The sequence below is a fragment of the Dorea amylophila genome (assembly GCF_025567265.1).
GTDB lineage: Bacteria > Bacillota > Clostridia > Lachnospirales > Lachnospiraceae > Dorea_A > Dorea_A amylophila.
On sequence record NZ_JAOQJW010000005.1, the window covers coordinates 82126 to 99198 of the forward strand.

A 17073-nucleotide genomic window follows, 5' to 3' on the forward strand; every position below is an offset into this window, starting at 1 on the left:
TCCTTATCTAACAATCATTAGGTACATTATACCTAACAACTGTTAGATTGTCAATTATGTAATCAAGCCGCCTGCATTTTTTTGCAAGCGGCTCGTTTTTTACTTTCCGATCAATAGGCAGGCGCACCATAGCCGAGTATCTCATAATACCCAACCGGATAGCTGTTCTGACGAACAGAATCCCCGGAGTTGCCCTCAACTGTGTAAACTCTGCCGTTTTCCACTTTTTGGACGATACCCGTATGGTCGGATAATCCGTCCTGACCGCTTTCGTCCGCCCAATCAAAAAAGATAATCATACCCGGCGTAGGCTCTGCGCTGTTATCCAGCCATTGCCCTCTGTCCTTAAACCATTGTACGCCGTTGACGCAGCCTGCGTATTTCGGAATCACGCCAGCGTCAATATACCCGCACTCATTCGCACACCAGCTCACAAAGCAAGCACACCACTCGACACGGGAATTAAAGCCGTACCAAGACCAGTACGGATCGCCGCCCATTGTTCCGATTTGGGAAAGCGCAACGGTTACGATCTGATCGTCTGTACCCGTAATCCCGTAAAGTACCTGCGACCACAGCGAATTGTTTTCATCGGCAAGTAGCTCTGCGAGATACTCTTTCTGTTCCTCGTTAAAGCCATACTGCGCCGCCATCTCATCGGCGGTCTTATGGCTGACCGTGATATACAGATAAGTATGAGTAACAGTCATCTCTGTCTCCACAATGTTTCCGTGACCGTCATCGGTTTCAGTAATGACCGTCTCGGTTTTGGTATCAGTGCTGGAGCTTATTTCGTTCATCTCCCAAAAGATGTCCGTTAGAAGCTGCTTTTTTGATTCGTCCATCGTCGCAACCTCTTGGGGATTATCCGGATCGGTGTTGACTTTGACCGAGTATACGGCAAGCACCTCTTTCCAAACGGCACGGCTGCCGTTCATTTCAAGGACATCATAAGATACCGAATTTTTTTCGTCCTGCAATTTGGTATCGTATTCGGTATTGATCTCCTGCACAACGGTCTGCATACTCATACCCGTGCCGGAATCTTCGCCTGAAAAAAAGATACCGAACACCGAGCCGATAATCATACCGATCAGGCAAATCACGATAATGACCAAAACCGCTATCCAGCCGCCTGCGGCGATTGCGGCGATCAATGCCTTTGTTCCGGCGATAATCGCCTTGACTGCAAGCGCTATCGCCCTTGCGATTGCTTTCGCCGTAACAACGGCGGCACGAGCCGCCGCCCGTGCCGCCTGAACTGCCCTTTGAGAAGCCTTGACCGTAGCCTGCGCCGTTTTCTGCGCCGCCTTTGCGGTACGCTGCGCTGTCTTGACGGTCGTTTTAGCGGTGCGTTCTGCGGTTTTTACCGTTTTCTGCGCTGTTTTCGCCGAGCCTTTCCCAACCGTCTTAATCGTCTTTTTCCCTGCGGAACGGGCAGACTCTTTTACTGCCTTCTTCGGCTGTTCCACCGCCTTGATACTCTGACTGACGCTTTTTCGTGGAGCTGCCGCCTGCGCCTGTTTTTGAAGCGACTGCGCCGCCCGTTTTTCCTTGAATTTCTGAATCCCGTCCTTTGCCTTGACGATATTCTGCTTTGTCGCCTGAACGCCCTTGCGCCCCTGCTTGTCAAATTGGTGTATGGCTTCGTGGGAAACTCGGTCGATACCGCTTCCCAAACGGTTGGAAGCGTATTCCTCCGCACTGCTTTCAGGGACATCAACGGAATGTTCCGCTTTTTCTTTGGTCTGGATAAAGGCGGATTTCATACGCTCAGCGGCAACCGCCGATTTATCAATCGTTTTGATCGTGCCTTTCAGAGTATCCCTTGTCTTAATATCCGGCATAGAAAACCTCCTTTCCAAGCGCCTGTGGACGCTTTGAAGTAAAAAAAGAGGGGCAAAGGTATCAACACCTTGCCCCTCAAAGTGCGAGGGCTGAAAAGCCGCTTAAATCAAGGACTTTTTACCCTCTATTTTTCGATTCTGTGCGCCTTTTTCTTGCGTACTCTGCCTGCTGCCTTTTGTATGCGATACCGGCGCATTTCTCACAATACTTTTTCCTGTTGCCACGCTTGATAATGGGAGCGCCGCAGGAAACGCACCTGTCAGGGTGCGTTCCGAGTATCTCCGCTTCCAACGCCGGATCTGCCGGAAGCACCGCATTGCGGAAATATTTGCACAAAAGCGAGTAGGATATACTCTGTACGCAGACGCAGCCTTCCCCCTCATCGAGAAGCAGGCAGTTCCCGCCATCATAATTGGCGCACAGCTTCTTTATCAGGGCGTTAGCTCGGTATCTCTGCCGCCCCGTCATTTGCGGGAGCATTTGCACCACTGCTTTCTGTTACTTTTTTCGCCACAACGACAAGCCTTCCGTTCGTGCGGGAGTATTCACAGGTGGAAAGCGTGATCAGCTTGTCGCCGTACTCCGCCGAAACGCCCGTGTCATAAAGGGAAAGCTCCTTACATCTTTCAATATAAGCGTCAAACTCCTCCGGCGACTGAGCGTCCGTAAAACGGTAATATTTGAAGGCTTCCGGGCTGTCGGTGTAGACAACGGTTTTGAAAACCGCAAGGATTTCGTACTCATTTTTCTCTGTCAGGGTGTTAAAAGCAATCGTTTTATGTTCCCGCCAGAAATCCTCGTCCTTGAATTTTTCAAGGTCGGCGAACATCGAGCCGTTGTTCATATGATGACCGTAGATCACTACATTGTCCGAGGGCTTTAAAACATCGCAGTCCTCCTGCACATACGGGCAGCCGTAAGAACTGTATTCTTTATCAAATCCACGCTTCAAATAGTAGTTCGGGTTATCAACCGTCTGCATAACAGGATAATTGATATTCGTATCCTCCACGCAAATCCAGCCGACCAAATCATTGTTTTGACGGTACAGCTCGGTAAGCTCCGGCAGTATCGTCTTATCTTCCGAATAGATGATCGGCTCGGCAGGCTCGGTTTCGCTATCCTCTACGAGCTGTACGAGAGAATCGTACATCTGCTCCTGATGTTCCGCCTCCCTGTAATGGTCGATAATGAAATAGCTGCTGACGCCGAGCAGGACGGTAAACGCCGCCATCAGAGCAATACAAATCTTTTTTCTCATTGCCATATCCTTTCTGAAACAAGGGACGGGAGCTTATGCGCTCTCGCCCGGTTTGGTTGTCATCAGCTTATACAGCTTCGTATTTTTCGGGAATTTATTTGCGAACGGCACAAGGGAGCTGCCCACCTTGATAAGCCCGTGTCCGGCTTCCACATTCGTAATATACGACATCTGAAGGTCGGAGATATTTAAGAGCTTCGCCAGCTCCAGCCTGTCCGTGGAAGCCTGATTAAGCATAATGATAAACTCGGAGTTTGCGAGCATTGTCCTCGCCGTATGGCTCTGCAAAAGGTCGTCCACATTCTGCGTAATACCCGTAGCATAAGCGCCGTATTTACGCACACGCTTCCAAAGAGTAAAAAGGAAGTTAGCGGAATACTCGTGCTGGAACAGCAGATAAATCTCATCAATAAAGATGAAGGTATTTCTGCCTTTCGCCCTGTTCTGCGTAATGCGGTTTAAGATGGAGTCGAGAACAACCAGCATACCGATAGGCATAAGCTGTTTGCCGAGGTCTAAGATGTCATAGCAGATCAGGCGGTTATTAGTATCCACATTCGTGTGCTTCGCAAAGGTGTTCAGGCTGCCGTTGGTAAACAGCTCGATGGCAAGGGCGATTTCCTGCGCCTCCGGCTCGTCCTGTTTAAGAAGCTCCGCCCTGAAATCCTGCAAGGTCGGCACTTCGCCCTGATAGTTATTCTGCTGATAGGTGCGGTATACGCTGGCGGTACAGCGGTCGATAATGGATTTCTGCTTTGCGCCGAGGTTGCTGCCGCCGATGAGCTGCTCGCACAGGGACATAATAAACTCCGATTTCAGAATGACCGGATTTGCACCGTCGCCGTATTCCTTCGTCATATCCATAGCGTTGATGTGATTTTGGGAAGTAGCGGAGATATGGATTACCTCACCGCCGAGCGCCTTCACAAGCTGTGAATATTCCCGCTCCGGATCAATGATGATAACATCGGAATCCGAGGAAAGAATCACATTCTCAATCTCGCCCTTTGCGGCAAAGGACTTACCGCCGCCGGATACGCCAAGAATAAAGGAATTACCGTTGAGAAGCTGCTTGCGGTCGGCGATAATCATATTTTTGCTAATCACATTCTGCCCGTAGTAAATACCGTTCTCGTGAAAAATATCCTGCACTCGAAACGGGATAAACACGGCAAGGCTTTCGGTCGTAAGGGTACGGAAGGTATCAATCTTCCGCACACCGAATGGCATAACCGTATTCAGCCCGTCCACCTGCTGGAATTTCAACACGCCGAACTGACAAAGGTGCTTTCTCGCCGTGGTAAGCAGCGCTTCCGTATCGTTATCAAGCTGTTCTTTGGAATCCGCCGTATGCACAAAGGTAATCACGGCGAACATCATTCTCTGATCCCTCGTCGTTAAATCATCGAGAAATTCCTTCATTTCCTTTTTCTGCTGTTCCATATCATAGGGAACGGTCGCCGAAAAGTTATTGTTGGAGTTCTGCCGCCTCTGCCAGTTGGTAATGTTCGTCTCTACGCCGAGCAGACGGTTTTCCGCTTCCCGTACCGCTTCGTCCGTTGGTACGGGGACAACATCAATCGACATCATCAGATTGCGGTTGAGGTCAGTCAGCTCCGCCACCATACTGTCCTTGATATAGGAAGCGTACTCACGCAAAAAAAGGACTCTCCCGTAACGGTCGCCCATTTTGAAGTAGTCCTTTTCAAATTCCATTGAGTCGGGACAGATATAGTCCTTGAAGCTGTGTCCCTTTTTGCGGGTTTCCTTTATATCAAAGTGGAAAGAGGATTCCTCGCCCACACGGTAAAAGTCGTGGAAGATACGCAGCCTTTCATCGGTTTCCAACTCCACGCACTGGCTGCCGAGCCTGCCGAAGTGAGCGATCAAGTCAGCGCCCACACGGGCAAAATAATTCCTTGCGTCCTCAATATTCTTCTTGTTGACGGAAATCGTCATATACTTATCCTGCACGATGGCGTTTGCGCCTGTCGCTTTCTCCAAAAGGATTTTATTATACTCCTCACGGTATTCATCAAGGCTGTCGCCTTTCATCGGGATAAGAATGTTGTTCTCAAAGTCCAGCCGATTTAAACGGCGGTTGTTGATTGTGATTTTTGTCGTTGCTCCGGAGTCGAGGGAATTGAGCAGCTCTGAGTATTCAAGGAACATCGCTTCCTTATCCTCACGGCTGGCAACCGCATAGTTAATATCGGAAAATTTATAGGTCTTGGAAAACTTGTCTTTTCCAGTCTGAAAGATACCGTCGTCATAAATGGCGGTAATGGGGATCACATCCTGAACGCCCTTCGGCACAACAAACTTTTCTTTTTCCTGTTTGCGGAGATTGGTAAGTGTTTTAATCATTCGATTTCATAGCCTCCTTTGCTTTTGCTTCGATACTCGGCTTGAACAGCTCGCAGTAGGTATTCGTTGAACGGAAAGTGAGCTTTTTCGGCATTAAGAACTCCGATTTAATCCACGCATAAATGAATTTCTCTGCGGTCATTCCGTTATATTTAACAAAACCAAGAGCCGCAAAGGGGGCGGCTCCCAAAATGCACATCCACGATACGGTTTCCGTGCCGACATAGGGCTTGAGCAAGAAATAGATACCTACCGCCACTACGCAGGCACAGGCAGAAAAAATGAACTGCCGCAGTGACAGTCCAAAAAACATCGCTTCTGTGTAATTCCTGATTTCTCTATTGATTTTGACTTCCATTTAGGAACTCCTTTCTTTTCGTTTTTGTGCCTGCCGGATTTCATCGGCGCAGACACATTCGTCCGCAAGGCAAGTAACTTTGCCTTTCCGCCGCCCTCCGTAATACAGGCAATATCTGCAATCGCAGTCCGCAAGGGTGTAGCCCTTGAATTTGTTGTATATTCGTTTCATTCTGTTCTCCTTACAGCCCCATCATCTCACGGATAATCCGGTCAGACATTCGCACTGAGCCGACCAAAACGAGCATATTAAAGAGCAGCTCGCCGATATAAGCCCATACCTGCGTAACTGCTGCCGCATTTGGATCGACCACAGGCGGGGAAGAAGCGAACAGTGAGAAGATAATGCAGGCTAAAACAATCACTGCCCCTTCAAGACACACGGCGCAGTAGCTTTTGATAAACGATTTACCTACATTCTGACTCGGTTCTCCCGCAAAGGTGGAAAGCGGAATCGGGGCGAGCGCTGTATACATATATAATTTAAAAAATCTCCCATACACCGTCATAATGAGCAGGAATGACATTACCGTGATGAACAAGCCGCCGATGAGCGTAACCGCCCAAAGCGGAATTGACTCGAAAAAGCCGCAGCTTTCTATGGTGTCAATCATTTCCTGCGGCAAGGTTGTCTGCTGTGCCGAGGTAAATCCGGCTGCGGTCATAATTGTGCCGATTGTACCCTGAACAATATTGAAAAGGGCAAGCATTAGCTCCATACCATAAGTAATCGCTGCTTTTGCAATAGCAAATCGGATAAAAAGCTTTACAGCGTGTTCTGGTTTTTTTACCTCAGCAAAACTGCCGCAAGTACGCACCATACCGACCACAAAAAACAGCACCAAAAGCGCAAGCCCTATCGCCTGCACTGCGCCGTTGATATTGACAATGACCGCCCATATCCCGCCGCCTTTGAAGTTCTGCGGCGTAGTCGTAATAAGCTGCCATATCTCAGCGAGTTTTTCATTCCAAGTTTCGAGGGCGTTCTGGAGATTCTGAACTACCCAGTTATCACTCAATTTTGTAGCACCTCCTTAAAAAGAAAAATGGGGCGTTCCTGAAAAACAATCCAGAAACGCCCCTGAGCGTCGTTTGCGTAAGGGTTAGCCCGTAATCAGAGTGAGGATTTCTTTCGCAAAAACGATAATGATACCGCCCGCCAGCGTCAGAAATCCGTTCGCACGCTGCGAGGGATCGTGGGATTTCAGGGAAAGTCCTACCTGAACGATACCAAAACCGAGCAGGATCAGACCAATCGCACGGATAAAGCCGAAGATGAAATCGGACAGGTTGTTGACAACGGTAAGCGGATCGCCTGCGGCGAAAGCCGTTGTAGACATCGCAAAAATAGCAGTCAGGCTTAAAACCGCCGCACAGTAATAACGAAAGCCTTTCTTTACCTTTCCGGTCATCGGCAGTTTGCGGGTTTCTTTCTTCTGAGTCTTATGAAAAATATTCATTCTGTTTTCCTCCAATCAATTTGATAAGTTCTCAAAGTCCTCATCGGACAACAGCTCGTAAGTCGTTTCCGAAAGCTCCATTTCGGGAACGCTGTCGAGATCAACATATAGAGTTTCAATCGTCGCCACATTTTTTGTGACTTCGCCGTGCTGATACACGCCGCCTTTCCCGTCTGCGGTATATGCCACATTCGGGTGTTTCAAAATGTCGTACTTCAAATCCATTACCGGAAGCTCGCCACGGATAAACAAAATAGCGTAGCGGTTGTCAAGCATTCTCACTTCATCAGGGGTAAGCAGCTCACGACCGGAAATCTGATAATTGGTCGAGTAGTTTCCGCTCCGCCCCTCGCTTTTCCCGTAGGTGTTCGTATCAATCGTTTCCTTGCCTAAAAGCTCGGACACATACTTGTGCGTACTCTGCTCATTGCCGCCGAGATAGAGAAATTCATCGCAGTTGCCTACGATGGATTCCCATTGCTTTTCAAAAAGGGCTTTGAGCTGTGCCAGATTTTGCAGGATAATAGATACCGACACGCCTCTTGAACGCATAACAGATAGTATCTTGTCAAAATCGTCGGGCAGCGAAACATTCGCAAATTCGTCCATCAGGAAATGGACGGGTATGGGCAAACTGCCGCCGTGAATATGGTCGGCAGAATAAAAGAGCTGCTGGAAAAGCTGCGTATAAAGGATACTGACGAGGAAATTAAAGCTCGAATCATTATCCGGTATCAGCGCAAACAGCGCCGTTTTCTTCTCGCCCATTGAAGCAAGGTCAAGCTCATCGGCGGAAGTCAGCGCCGCTAAGCTTTCAAGATTGAATTTCTCCAATCTTGCGGCAAGGGTAATCTGAATGGATTTGAGCGTCTTTGCCGAACCGGAATGGTAGGAACGATAGTATTTCAGGGCAATGTGGTCGGGATTATCCATTTCCAAATCGGCAAACAGATTATCGAGGGGAGAAGGTCTGTTGTCCTCCTCGTCCTCAATCGCCGCCGCCCTGAGCATTTCCATTACCATTGCAAAATTCTGTTCCTCCTCCGGTGCTTCGTAGTGCAAATAAAAAATAAGGGCGAGTAAAAGCATACTCGCCGCAGTATCCCAAAAAGGATCATTGGATTGAGAGCCTTTCGGGGTGGTACTCTTAAAAAGGTTGGTCACAAGGCGCTGAATATCGTTGTCGTTTCTGAGATAGACAAACGGGTTGTAGCAATGGCTTTTCTCCATTGAAATCAAGTCCAGCACCTTGATCTCATAGCCTGCTTTTTCAAGCAGATTGCCGACATCACGCAGAATTTCCCCTTTTGGATCTAAAATTACCTGAGAGGAATTGCTTGTCTGCATTAAATTCGGCTTGCAATAGAATCTTGTCTTGCCTGCGCCGGAGCCGCCGCACACCAGAGTATTCAGATTCCTCCGGTGCTTTTTCGCATTGAGTCCGATTCGGACATTCTGCGTCATCAGCTTATTTTCCGAGGGCGGGCTTTGACGGTACTTTTTGTCAATGGCTTTTGCGCTGCCCCATTTCGCTGAGCCGTGTTCCTCACGCCTGCGGTAGTTCCTCCGTGTGGACAAATAAATTCCAATCCCCATTCCGTAGAGCAAAAGCAAAACGAGGACAGTTTTTAAGCTGTCCCCGCAAAGCTCGATATGGAACGGATCATTGAATGCCGTCAAAAGGCTCGGCAGTATCTCCGGCAGACCGCCCTTGACGGACGGTGCTATCAATAAGCCGAGCCACACAACGGGAAGAATCCCAATAACCGCAAGGATAATCGCAGACTGCTTGTTGCTATCTCGATTCACGGCAGGATTCCTTTTCTACCACTTTGAACTTGCGTCTTGGGGCGTGACCGATTTTAATAATCAGATCGTCTACGGCGTCGGTGGACTTGCCCTCTTTTTTGAGGTCGGTCTTTTTATCGTTCAGGGAACGGATTACAACACCGTGTTCATAATCGTCCAAAGCGATATGGTAGAGTTCTTCTTTCATCGCAGCTACCTCCGGTTATCTCTCCTGTTCCTTTGAGCGCTCCGCCCGCTGGCGGTACAGCTCGTCGGAAACACGGGCGGTAATTTCCTTAAACGCCTTCTGCGTCTTGCCGAGTTCAGCTTTAATTTCTTTCGGCTCTTTGTTTTTCAGTTCGTCGGGGATACGGTCAATCGCAAAGTTCTGCGTATCGACGCCGTATTTCTTACAGAGCATATATCCAATGCACACCGCCTGAAATCCCATATCCCTGCGGCTGTAGTATACCTCGCTGTTCATAGAAAGCTCGGCGTGACCGAGTTCCTGAGCGACGCACTGGCAGAGGGCAACGCTGTCGCCGATGTCCCGCTTCACATAAAGCGTCTGATCTTCATTTTTATAAAAAGCGCCCATATCGGGATAAGGAAGCTCACTCACACTTTCAATGTTGATCGGGGCGCTGTCGAGCATAACCGCCACCAGCTTTCTCGGATCACGGTTAGCGGTCGGGGCGGCGGGGCGCTTGCCGTTGGTCTGTGAAACATCCAGCACTCTTTTCAAGTTAAAATCAATGCCGATTGTCCCGTCTTTCTTGGTGTACTCGTAGGGATCAAGGATAATAAAGGTCTTGGAGCCTTTATTGACCTTTACGCCCTCAGCCGCCCAATCATCAAACTCCTTGATTTGGCTTGCCTGCGGGAACTGTTTATACATCAGCAGCGTATTGTTCGCCGTGTACCTGTCCATACGGCTCTGCACATCAAGGTAGGCTTTGAATTTTTCCGGCGACTGCACCACTTCCGAAGCGGTATTGTCGAGCAGTTGATAAATAGCTTCTTTCTCCGCCTTTTTCTTGGCGGCGTATCCCTCCGGCGAAAGTCTCGGCGGTCTTGCGCCGCTGCTTTGCTTATTCTTAAAATCGTTGGTCATATCTTTTTACCTCTCTTTTGATAGATTTGATTTTTGCGGGTGCGGGACGCTAATCTGCCCCAACGCCTGTGCTGTGCGGTTTTCTTCTTTGGAAACGGTCGGCTCGCTGTGCTCTGTTCCTTTTTCCGCCTTTACCGCCGCCCTGTATCTGCTGAGATTTTCCTTTACAGACGATTTCACACGGGAAACTCTGAGCTTATCCGCTGTATCCATCGCCTTTTGCTCCAAAGACGCAAATCCTTTCTGCGCTTTTTCAAATAAACGGGACAGCCTTGATAATACGCCTTTATCCGTTTTGGAATGTTCCGCTTCCTTTGCGGCTTTTCCCATAAACAGCAGCCCCATATTTTTCAAATGCCCTTTTGCTCCCTGAAGCTCCACCTGCATAGCGGACAGCTTCTTTGTGTCCTGCGCCATCTCCTTTGACATTCTGCCGAACATAGCAGACAGCTTATCCAGCGCTTCGGGGATTTTCATTGCCCTGACCGATTCGGCGAGGGCGTCCCTGCCTCTTTCCCGGAACGCCCGCACAGCGTTCCCGGCTGACTGGATCAGATTGTCCTTCATCTTTTTGACTGCGGAAAATCCCTGACGGATTTTGCTCTCCGTTTTTTCCACAAGGGTATGGCACTTGCTCCGCAGCGTGTTGTTGTGGATCAGATTGATTTCACGGCGCATATCCTGAAGCTCGCCGAGCATTCCTGTCAGCGTTTCTTCCATACCGCCGATATAGCTTACCAGCGACTGCACCTCGTTTTTCTCTTTCATCAAGCCGTTTTTATCAAGCGTGTCTAACAGCTCCACGATCTGCGGGTGTTCCTTCAGTTGATCCATTTCGCTCACCTCTCTTTCGGCTTCTTGGATTTCTTCGGCTGCCTGTGAACGGTCTGCCGATTGGCTTCAGGGGTTTTCGGCTTCTCTTTGGAAACCTCCGGCACAGTACGCTCTGCTTCCTTTTCCGCTTTGGCAGCCGCCTTGTATCGGTCGAGCTTTTCCCTGACCGAAGGCTTCTTATCCGCCGCCTTTGCGACACCCTTATCAGTGTGCGTACCTGTCGTTTCTGAGTCTCGCTCGGACAGAGGGCTTTTGTCCGTCTTTGCGACCGAGGGGTTTTGGTGGGAATTTTCCTCCTTCTGCATTGGCTTTCCCATCGCTTCCTCCACGATGATTTCGCCCCTTGATTTCGTAGGCACTTCATTGGCAGCCGCTTCACGGTCTGCCACATCTTTTTCCGCTTCGGAAACAATGGAAGCCTTATCGACTTTACCAAGTTCAAAGCGGTCGGAAATACGCTGGATTTTCGCAGCGTCCTCCGCACGGGCGATAATATCGACCATCGCCGTATCGCTCTTGGTATTTTTATCACGCAGAACGCAGTAAAGGACGCCGTACCGTTTCGCCTGCTCGGTAAACTTCGGCAGGTCTTTCTGCTGGAACGAAAAAACCTTCAGCTCCTTGCCGGACTTAATCATATTGGTAAGCCGTGCTTTTCCTCGTGTCTTATTCGACTGGCTGATTTCCTGCTTCAGCACGGAAGCTAACAGAATAGCGATATTCTTCGCCGCCGAGCCTGTGAGCCGGACAGCCACTTCAAATCCTTCAAGCGACAGCCTGACGATTTGTTCTGCTGCGTCACCGCCGTTGTTCATAATTTCGGGACTCCTTTCTTTGAGATTTTTCTTCCTCTGCCTTGACTTGCGAAAGGGTATCGGCAATTACGCCTGACCGCTTCGCAATCCCGTCGCAGAGCTTTACTTCTTTGCGAAGCTCTTTCAAGCGTTCGGAGATAGCTGAAATTTTCATCTTTGCCGCCGACAGCCGTTCATCTGATATATCTACCTTTCGTATTTCATTTCGGAGATGTGTTCTGTCGGCGGTAAGGGTTTTGATTTCGTCCTCAACCGACCGCTTATATGAAAAAAGCTGCTCGTCCGTACCGATCTGGTGCTTGCCGAGCAGCGTTACCTGTTTGGTGAGTTCGTCCATCTTCATCAGATCGTCTTTGAGAAGATAGTGAAGCCTCGCCGTATTCTGTTGTTTCTGATTGTGCTTCGGAAGGTAGCCGAGCCGATAGCAGTAGTATAGATACAAGCCATACAGACCGCCGACCTTTTGGATTTTGCTTTCTCTTGTGGGCAGGCGGTACTGCCGGACAATATAGGTCTTTGGCTGGAACGGCTTGAACACGATATTATCCCGGTTGGCAATAAGCCGTTCAAGGATTTTCTCTTTGGTGTATTCCTCGCCGAGCCGGTAAGTCCGTATCGGCTTTTCGCTGCCCTTGGGTGTAACCGTCGCATACTTACGATTAGGACTAAAATTCGAGTGATAGCCCATCACGCTCAGCTCATATTGGAACTGCCGCAGGTTACGGCTCATCGCAATCGCTTCGTCAATCGCTTTTTTGGCGTTGTTGTATCGGGTGGGCATACCCGCCTCGTCCTTCATCGTAAGATAGGCGGGCGATCTGTGCAGCTCCGGCTTTTCTACAATGGACAGCTTGTGTTCCAAGCAAATCTCGTCGGCGATATGGCGGAAGTAGTACCAAGACTTTTCTTTGTCTTTCAGCCGCTTCCCATCGGCAAAGGAAACGGAGTTGATGACAAAATGGCAGTGGAGATGTTTCGTGTTCAGATGGGTAGTAACGACCACCTGAAACCGCTTGCCCCACATCTTTGTTGCGAACTCCATTCCGATCTGCTGCGCCTGTTCGGGCGTAACCTCGTTTTCCTTAAAGCTCAGATACCCGTGATATGCCTGAATCCCGTCCGTCTTGCCGAACTGCTCCTTGACGGTAATGAACTGGTCACGAGCCATCGCCACATTGCAGTTGATCCCGTCGCAGAAAAACTCGTGTTCCGTTTTCTCCTCGTCCTTTGCGTAGGCAAGCACATCTTTGAGCGCCTGATAATCTTCGGCAGAGTATTCGGGGTTGGCGGTCTTTTCAGGATTGGTCGTATAGTCGAGTACCTGACCGAGCTGGACGCTTACCTTCCAAAGCTTTGTTACTGCCATTTCAATCCGCTTTTTTCAGGGCGCAGAAATTCACGCTCAATCGCCGCCTGAAACTTGTGCCACCTCAGCGCTTCGTTCTTCAGCATTTGCGAATCCACAAAACCGAGGGCGTTCGCTTTAATGGCGAGCTGATTGATGTTGTTGCCGATAGCGGAAAGCTCCCGCATAGCGTCGTAAAACCTCTCGTCCGGTTTTTCTCTCGGCTCATAGCCACGAAGAAGCAGTCGTACAAGCGCCGCTTCGGTCAGGCAGGCTTTCTTTGCTTTCTTCTGCAAGTCCTGTGCTTCCGCCTTTGAAAACCAAAACTGTTTTTTGACTGTTCGTTTCACAGCTCCTCGTCCTCCTTTCGGATATTTGGTGTGCGGCTGATTCGGTTGATCTGCATAAGGCACATTATCGAGATACCGATAACGCCGCCGAGCAGGAAGCCTATCATAAAGAATAGAAATTCGTGCATAGTCAAAATCCTTTCCTGTATTGGGGTATTAGGGGCAGCCCCTAACGAGCTTTTACTGTTTTTACCCGATAGGAGTAAAAACAGTCTGCTCGCTAAGCTAACGCAGACCTGTCGGGCTGCCCCGTATTTTCCTGATATTTATCGTTCTTTGTCCGCCCTGTCGGGCTTGAACGGCTCGATCTCAATCCCGTGTGCGGTTTCGTGGAATCGCTCAGGATACCGAAAAAGCCGTTTGTACTTCAGTAGTTGTTCGCTTGATAAGCTGCTGTATTTCTCATCGGCGACATTGGAACGGGCAATAAAAAAGTCGCCGTGAATGATGTCGGCGACCTCTCTTGAATCTTCAATTAAGAAGCATTTTTCTATTTTCCAACCGTCCTTACCGCCCATTTCGTCTGCCATCAAGCCCTCCATTCTCAGGCACGGATCAACACCGTCCAGAGAAGCGCCGTAGATGGAATAGCCGCCCATACGGGACTGGAACGCTTTGTTGTCCGAGCTTACTTCGTAAGTCCGTTCAAACTCGCTGTACGGTTTTTTGAAGGTATCGGCGGTAAAAACGATATGTGCGGCAAGGTGCTGCCTGTTGTTTTCCGCTTCCCGAAAAAGAGATTTCAGGTCGCTGTAACTCATCTGTGTACGCTTCGGCGGCTGGTAGACCGCCCGATTCATCGGCAGCTTTTCCTGCTTCCCGTCACGGTTGCAGACGATAGCGGCGTCATCTTCAAAGGGCATATACTCGTCTAAACCGCCTCCGCCGACCAGTGCTTTCATCGCTTCATAGGTGTTCGGTATCTCTTTTATGACGGGAGATTTGCCGACCGGAACGAGCAGAACTGAGATTCTCTCCTGCTCGGCAAGCGATAGGAAGCGGTCACTGACCTGCGTCTTTTCCGGCTCAAAATCTACCTTCTGAAAACCGAAGCTGTCGCAAAAGTGGAAGTAGCTTTTTCCGGTATTCCCGTCAATGATCTCCACCACATCGGATACGGACATCGACCGCCCTTTATATCCTGCGGGGTGTTCAAGATTGAAAATCTCATAGAGCTTTTCCAGCGTGAAGCAGTTTACTTCTCCCTCGAACACCTTATCATAGAGGCTGCTGTCGATCTCTGAGCTGCCCTGAAATTTGGGCAGGCTCTCATAATTCATAAAGGCGACATTGTTGGCGTCACGCTTCATATTGATCTGATAAATTCGTACATTCAACGCTCATAGCTCCTTTCTTTGGATTTATAGATTCCAAGCTGTATACAGAGGTAATCGTTATAGTCCTTGCCTTTCTTCGGCGGCTCGTCAAAGACCTCATACTTGTTTCTGAGCAGTTCTTTTAAGGTATTGGCACAGAGCCTTCCCGTTTTGTCATTGTCCAAGTGCAAATGAATCGTCTTGATAAGTGGATTTTTCTCAAGGAAAACGGAAAGCGCAATCGGAATTTTGCTGTCTTTGCTCTCTTTCTTCGGCTGATACACGCCCGAAAGAGAGAGCAGATTTTCTGCTTTGTAGTCCTTACCCTGAGCTTTTAGCAAAGTGGCATAGGACAGCAAATCAATGGCGGCTTCAAACAAATGCACCGACTGGCAAGGCTCTTTTGCAAGCAGGCGAAAGGAATATTGCTTGTCGCTTCCGTATGCGTCTCCCTTAAAGGTGCTGTTTCCTAAACCACGGTAAGCGGCATACTTTGGCGTCCCCGTTTCGTCCTTCCCGATAAAAACCGCATTATGATAGCGCCCGTTGCTTTCAAAAATCACACCGTCCGCAATGCACTCCTGAATAATCTGATAGTCAATGCCACGATTAAAAAGATACTGTATTACCCGTTTACTGTCTTGATATTTTTCCGGCAAACGCAATACCTTTGGCTCATTTTTTTCTTCTTTTTTCGGTGGCGGCGTCCAATTTGCCAGTTCTTTTGCCGTAAGGATTTCCACTGCGTCCATAAAAGAATAGTTCCTGACTTTTATCAGATAGTCAAGCGCATTATAACCGCCGAAACCTTGCGACCACCAAAACCATTTACCATTGGATATTTTCAAGCTGTCGTGGTCAACGGTACGATATACATTTTTCGTACCTTTAACTTCCTCAACATTATCCGGCTCAAACTTTCTCAGATAAGTGAGCAGATCTATTTGCCGCACCTGTTCAATAATCTCCGGCTCAACATATGGCATATCAAATCTTCCTTTCCTTGAGAAGCTCAGCGACTTTCTCAATGGAATCTTCCATATCGTCTACCTCAATATTCATCATCCATTCGTCCCAAGACAGTTCCAAAACATTTTTAGTTGTCAATAGAACGCTTACCATTTCCGGCGGAAGCTCCGTATTCTCCACATAGTCGTACAGCTCGCACATAAAGGCAAACTGCTTATCGTTTGTGATGATTGTGACCTGCGGCTGGCAGAGATACCGCTTCACATATCGGATCAATTCTCTTTCAAGCTGGCACTGCAACACCAGCATATCCGCACGGACGGTTTTTAATTTACACATCATTTTTCTCACCTGCTTTCTCTGCTTTTATCCCGTTTGAGTACATCGTTTGCCCTTGTTTCAATGGAATCCCGAATGGTATCCATGTGCTCAACCTCTCTGTCCTTAAACTCCTTATAGACATCATCAAGCGGGCAGGGAGAGCGAAGCAACGCCTTTGCCTGTTTCGGAGAAAGTTCCAGCTCCTCCATACACATCACAATGTCCTCTTTCATCGTGTACTCGTAGGTATGATTCAGAATTTCCTCCGGCGGCTGTGAAAGCAGCCAATCTCTGTACTTGTCCTGCTCGGCTTTCATCTTGTCATAGAGCAGGGCGTTGTAGTCTGTTTCGCCCATATGCGAACACCTCCTTAAACAAAAAATATAGCCGCCTGATTTCATTAAAAACCAAGCGGCTATGTAAAGGTATTTGTTATTTGATAATGCCTTGCTATACTTGTTTGACGAACGCAATACAAATTTTACTTTAAACCATATCTTTTTACCAGCTTATTCATTTCATCATCTTTAAACGATTCTATCCGTTCCCGTAATGTCACAGTTCCTTCCATTTTATCTAAATCTAATCCGTGCTGTAGCATCATCTCAAGAATCGCATTGTTCTTCTCATTGATTGTTCCTATTGCGCTCAAAATAGGAGAAAATCCTCTTTCATCATTGATGTTTGGGTTAGCGCCTGCTTCCAATAATACTTCTATTGCTTCTAAGTAGTGACTTTGACAAGCCCTATGAAGATATGAGAACCCTTTGCTATCCTGAAAATTGGGATTATCGACCGTTTTGAGCTTTTCCAGTAAATCATCCGATTTCTCAACACCCAGTCTGAAAAATATTTCATCTCTATTAAACATATTTGGATACATTTTCCTATGTCCTCTACATTTCAAAATTCAATTTGTTTTTTAGTT

At 48.3% G+C, this 17073-nt stretch carries 19 protein-coding genes and 1 pseudogene; all 20 read right to left on the bottom strand.

Going from position 1 to position 17073, the window contains the following annotated elements; all coding sequences use genetic code 11:
* Positions 1-110 precede the first annotated feature (110 nt).
* Positions 111-1847 carry a CHAP domain-containing protein gene (locus OCV72_RS04265; protein WP_055056827.1) on the bottom strand — a complete coding sequence of 579 codons (1737 nt, stop codon included), beginning with the start codon at positions 1845-1847 and terminating at the stop codon, positions 111-113.
* 118 nt (positions 1848-1965) lie between these two features.
* Positions 1966-2328, bottom strand: coding sequence for a cysteine-rich VLP domain-containing protein (locus OCV72_RS04270; RefSeq protein ID WP_242859204.1), 363 nt, complete (start codon positions 2326-2328; stop codon positions 1966-1968).
* On the bottom strand, positions 2288-3109 hold the full coding sequence (gene srtB, locus OCV72_RS04275; RefSeq protein WP_055056826.1) for a class B sortase: 822 nt from the start codon (positions 3107-3109) through the stop codon (positions 2288-2290). The genes OCV72_RS04270 and srtB overlap by 41 nt, the downstream gene beginning before the upstream one ends.
* A gap of 33 nt (positions 3110-3142) precedes the next feature.
* Positions 3143-5476 (bottom strand): VirB4-like conjugal transfer ATPase, CD1110 family, encoded by a 2334-nt coding sequence (locus OCV72_RS04280; RefSeq protein WP_055056825.1) that lies wholly within the window; start codon positions 5474-5476, stop codon positions 3143-3145.
* Positions 5469-5834: a PrgI family protein gene (locus tag OCV72_RS04285; RefSeq protein WP_022278665.1), complete on the bottom strand. Its 366-nt coding sequence runs from the start codon at positions 5832-5834 to the stop codon at positions 5469-5471. The genes OCV72_RS04280 and OCV72_RS04285 overlap by 8 nt, the downstream gene beginning before the upstream one ends.
* On the bottom strand, positions 5835-6005 hold the full coding sequence (locus OCV72_RS04290) for a hypothetical protein (protein ID WP_172677203.1): 171 nt from the start codon (positions 6003-6005) through the stop codon (positions 5835-5837).
* Between the two features lie 10 nt (positions 6006-6015).
* Complete coding sequence (locus tag OCV72_RS04295; RefSeq protein ID WP_055056824.1) at positions 6016-6852, bottom strand: VirB6/TrbL-like conjugal transfer protein, CD1112 family; 837 nt, start codon at positions 6850-6852, stop codon at positions 6016-6018.
* Between the two features lie 84 nt (positions 6853-6936).
* On the bottom strand, positions 6937-7293 hold the full coding sequence (locus OCV72_RS04300) for a TrbC/VirB2 family protein (RefSeq protein ID WP_022278667.1): 357 nt from the start codon (positions 7291-7293) through the stop codon (positions 6937-6939).
* 15 nt (positions 7294-7308) lie between these two features.
* Positions 7309-9102 carry a VirD4-like conjugal transfer protein, CD1115 family gene (locus OCV72_RS04305; protein ID WP_022278668.1) on the bottom strand — a complete coding sequence of 598 codons (1794 nt, stop codon included), beginning with the start codon at positions 9100-9102 and terminating at the stop codon, positions 7309-7311.
* Positions 9089-9289, bottom strand: coding sequence for a hypothetical protein (locus tag OCV72_RS04310; RefSeq protein ID WP_022278669.1), 201 nt, complete (start codon positions 9287-9289; stop codon positions 9089-9091). Before OCV72_RS04310 ends, OCV72_RS04305 begins: the two co-directional genes overlap by 14 nt.
* Positions 9290-9304: 15 nt before the next feature.
* Positions 9305-10195 carry a hypothetical protein gene (locus OCV72_RS04315; RefSeq protein WP_055056823.1) on the bottom strand — a complete coding sequence of 297 codons (891 nt, stop codon included), beginning with the start codon at positions 10193-10195 and terminating at the stop codon, positions 9305-9307.
* A gap of 6 nt (positions 10196-10201) precedes the next feature.
* Complete coding sequence (locus tag OCV72_RS04320) at positions 10202-11029, bottom strand: DUF6674 family protein (RefSeq protein ID WP_055056822.1); 828 nt, start codon at positions 11027-11029, stop codon at positions 10202-10204.
* Between the two features lie 5 nt (positions 11030-11034).
* A complete protein-coding gene (locus OCV72_RS04325) occupies positions 11035-11844 on the bottom strand; it encodes a PcfB family protein (RefSeq protein ID WP_055056821.1) in 810 nt (269 codons plus the stop codon).
* Positions 11828-13210, bottom strand: a complete 1383-nt coding sequence (locus OCV72_RS04330; protein WP_055056820.1) for a relaxase/mobilization nuclease domain-containing protein — start codon at positions 13208-13210, stop codon at positions 11828-11830. The genes OCV72_RS04325 and OCV72_RS04330 overlap by 17 nt, the downstream gene beginning before the upstream one ends.
* Positions 13201-13539, bottom strand: coding sequence for a plasmid mobilization protein (locus OCV72_RS04335; protein ID WP_055056819.1), 339 nt, complete (start codon positions 13537-13539; stop codon positions 13201-13203). The genes OCV72_RS04330 and OCV72_RS04335 overlap by 10 nt, the downstream gene beginning before the upstream one ends.
* A gap of 266 nt (positions 13540-13805) precedes the next feature.
* Positions 13806-14876: a YodL domain-containing protein gene (locus OCV72_RS04340; RefSeq protein WP_242859205.1), complete on the bottom strand. Its 1071-nt coding sequence runs from the start codon at positions 14874-14876 to the stop codon at positions 13806-13808.
* Positions 14873-15841 (bottom strand): DUF3991 and TOPRIM domain-containing protein, encoded by a 969-nt coding sequence (locus OCV72_RS04345; RefSeq protein ID WP_055282119.1) that lies wholly within the window; start codon positions 15839-15841, stop codon positions 14873-14875. Before OCV72_RS04345 ends, OCV72_RS04340 begins: the two co-directional genes overlap by 4 nt.
* A 1-nt stretch (position 15842) precedes the next feature.
* Positions 15843-16166: a hypothetical protein gene (locus OCV72_RS04350; protein ID WP_055282121.1), complete on the bottom strand. Its 324-nt coding sequence runs from the start codon at positions 16164-16166 to the stop codon at positions 15843-15845.
* A gap of 32 nt (positions 16167-16198) precedes the next feature.
* Positions 16199-16501, bottom strand: a pseudogene (locus OCV72_RS04355) (DUF3848 domain-containing protein); the annotation flags it as partial.
* Positions 16502-16626: 125 nt separating this feature from the next.
* Entirely contained in the window at positions 16627-17016 is a 390-nt protein-coding gene (locus tag OCV72_RS04360) for an ankyrin repeat domain-containing protein (protein WP_172677204.1), read from the bottom strand.
* Positions 17017-17073: the final 57 nt, after the last annotated feature.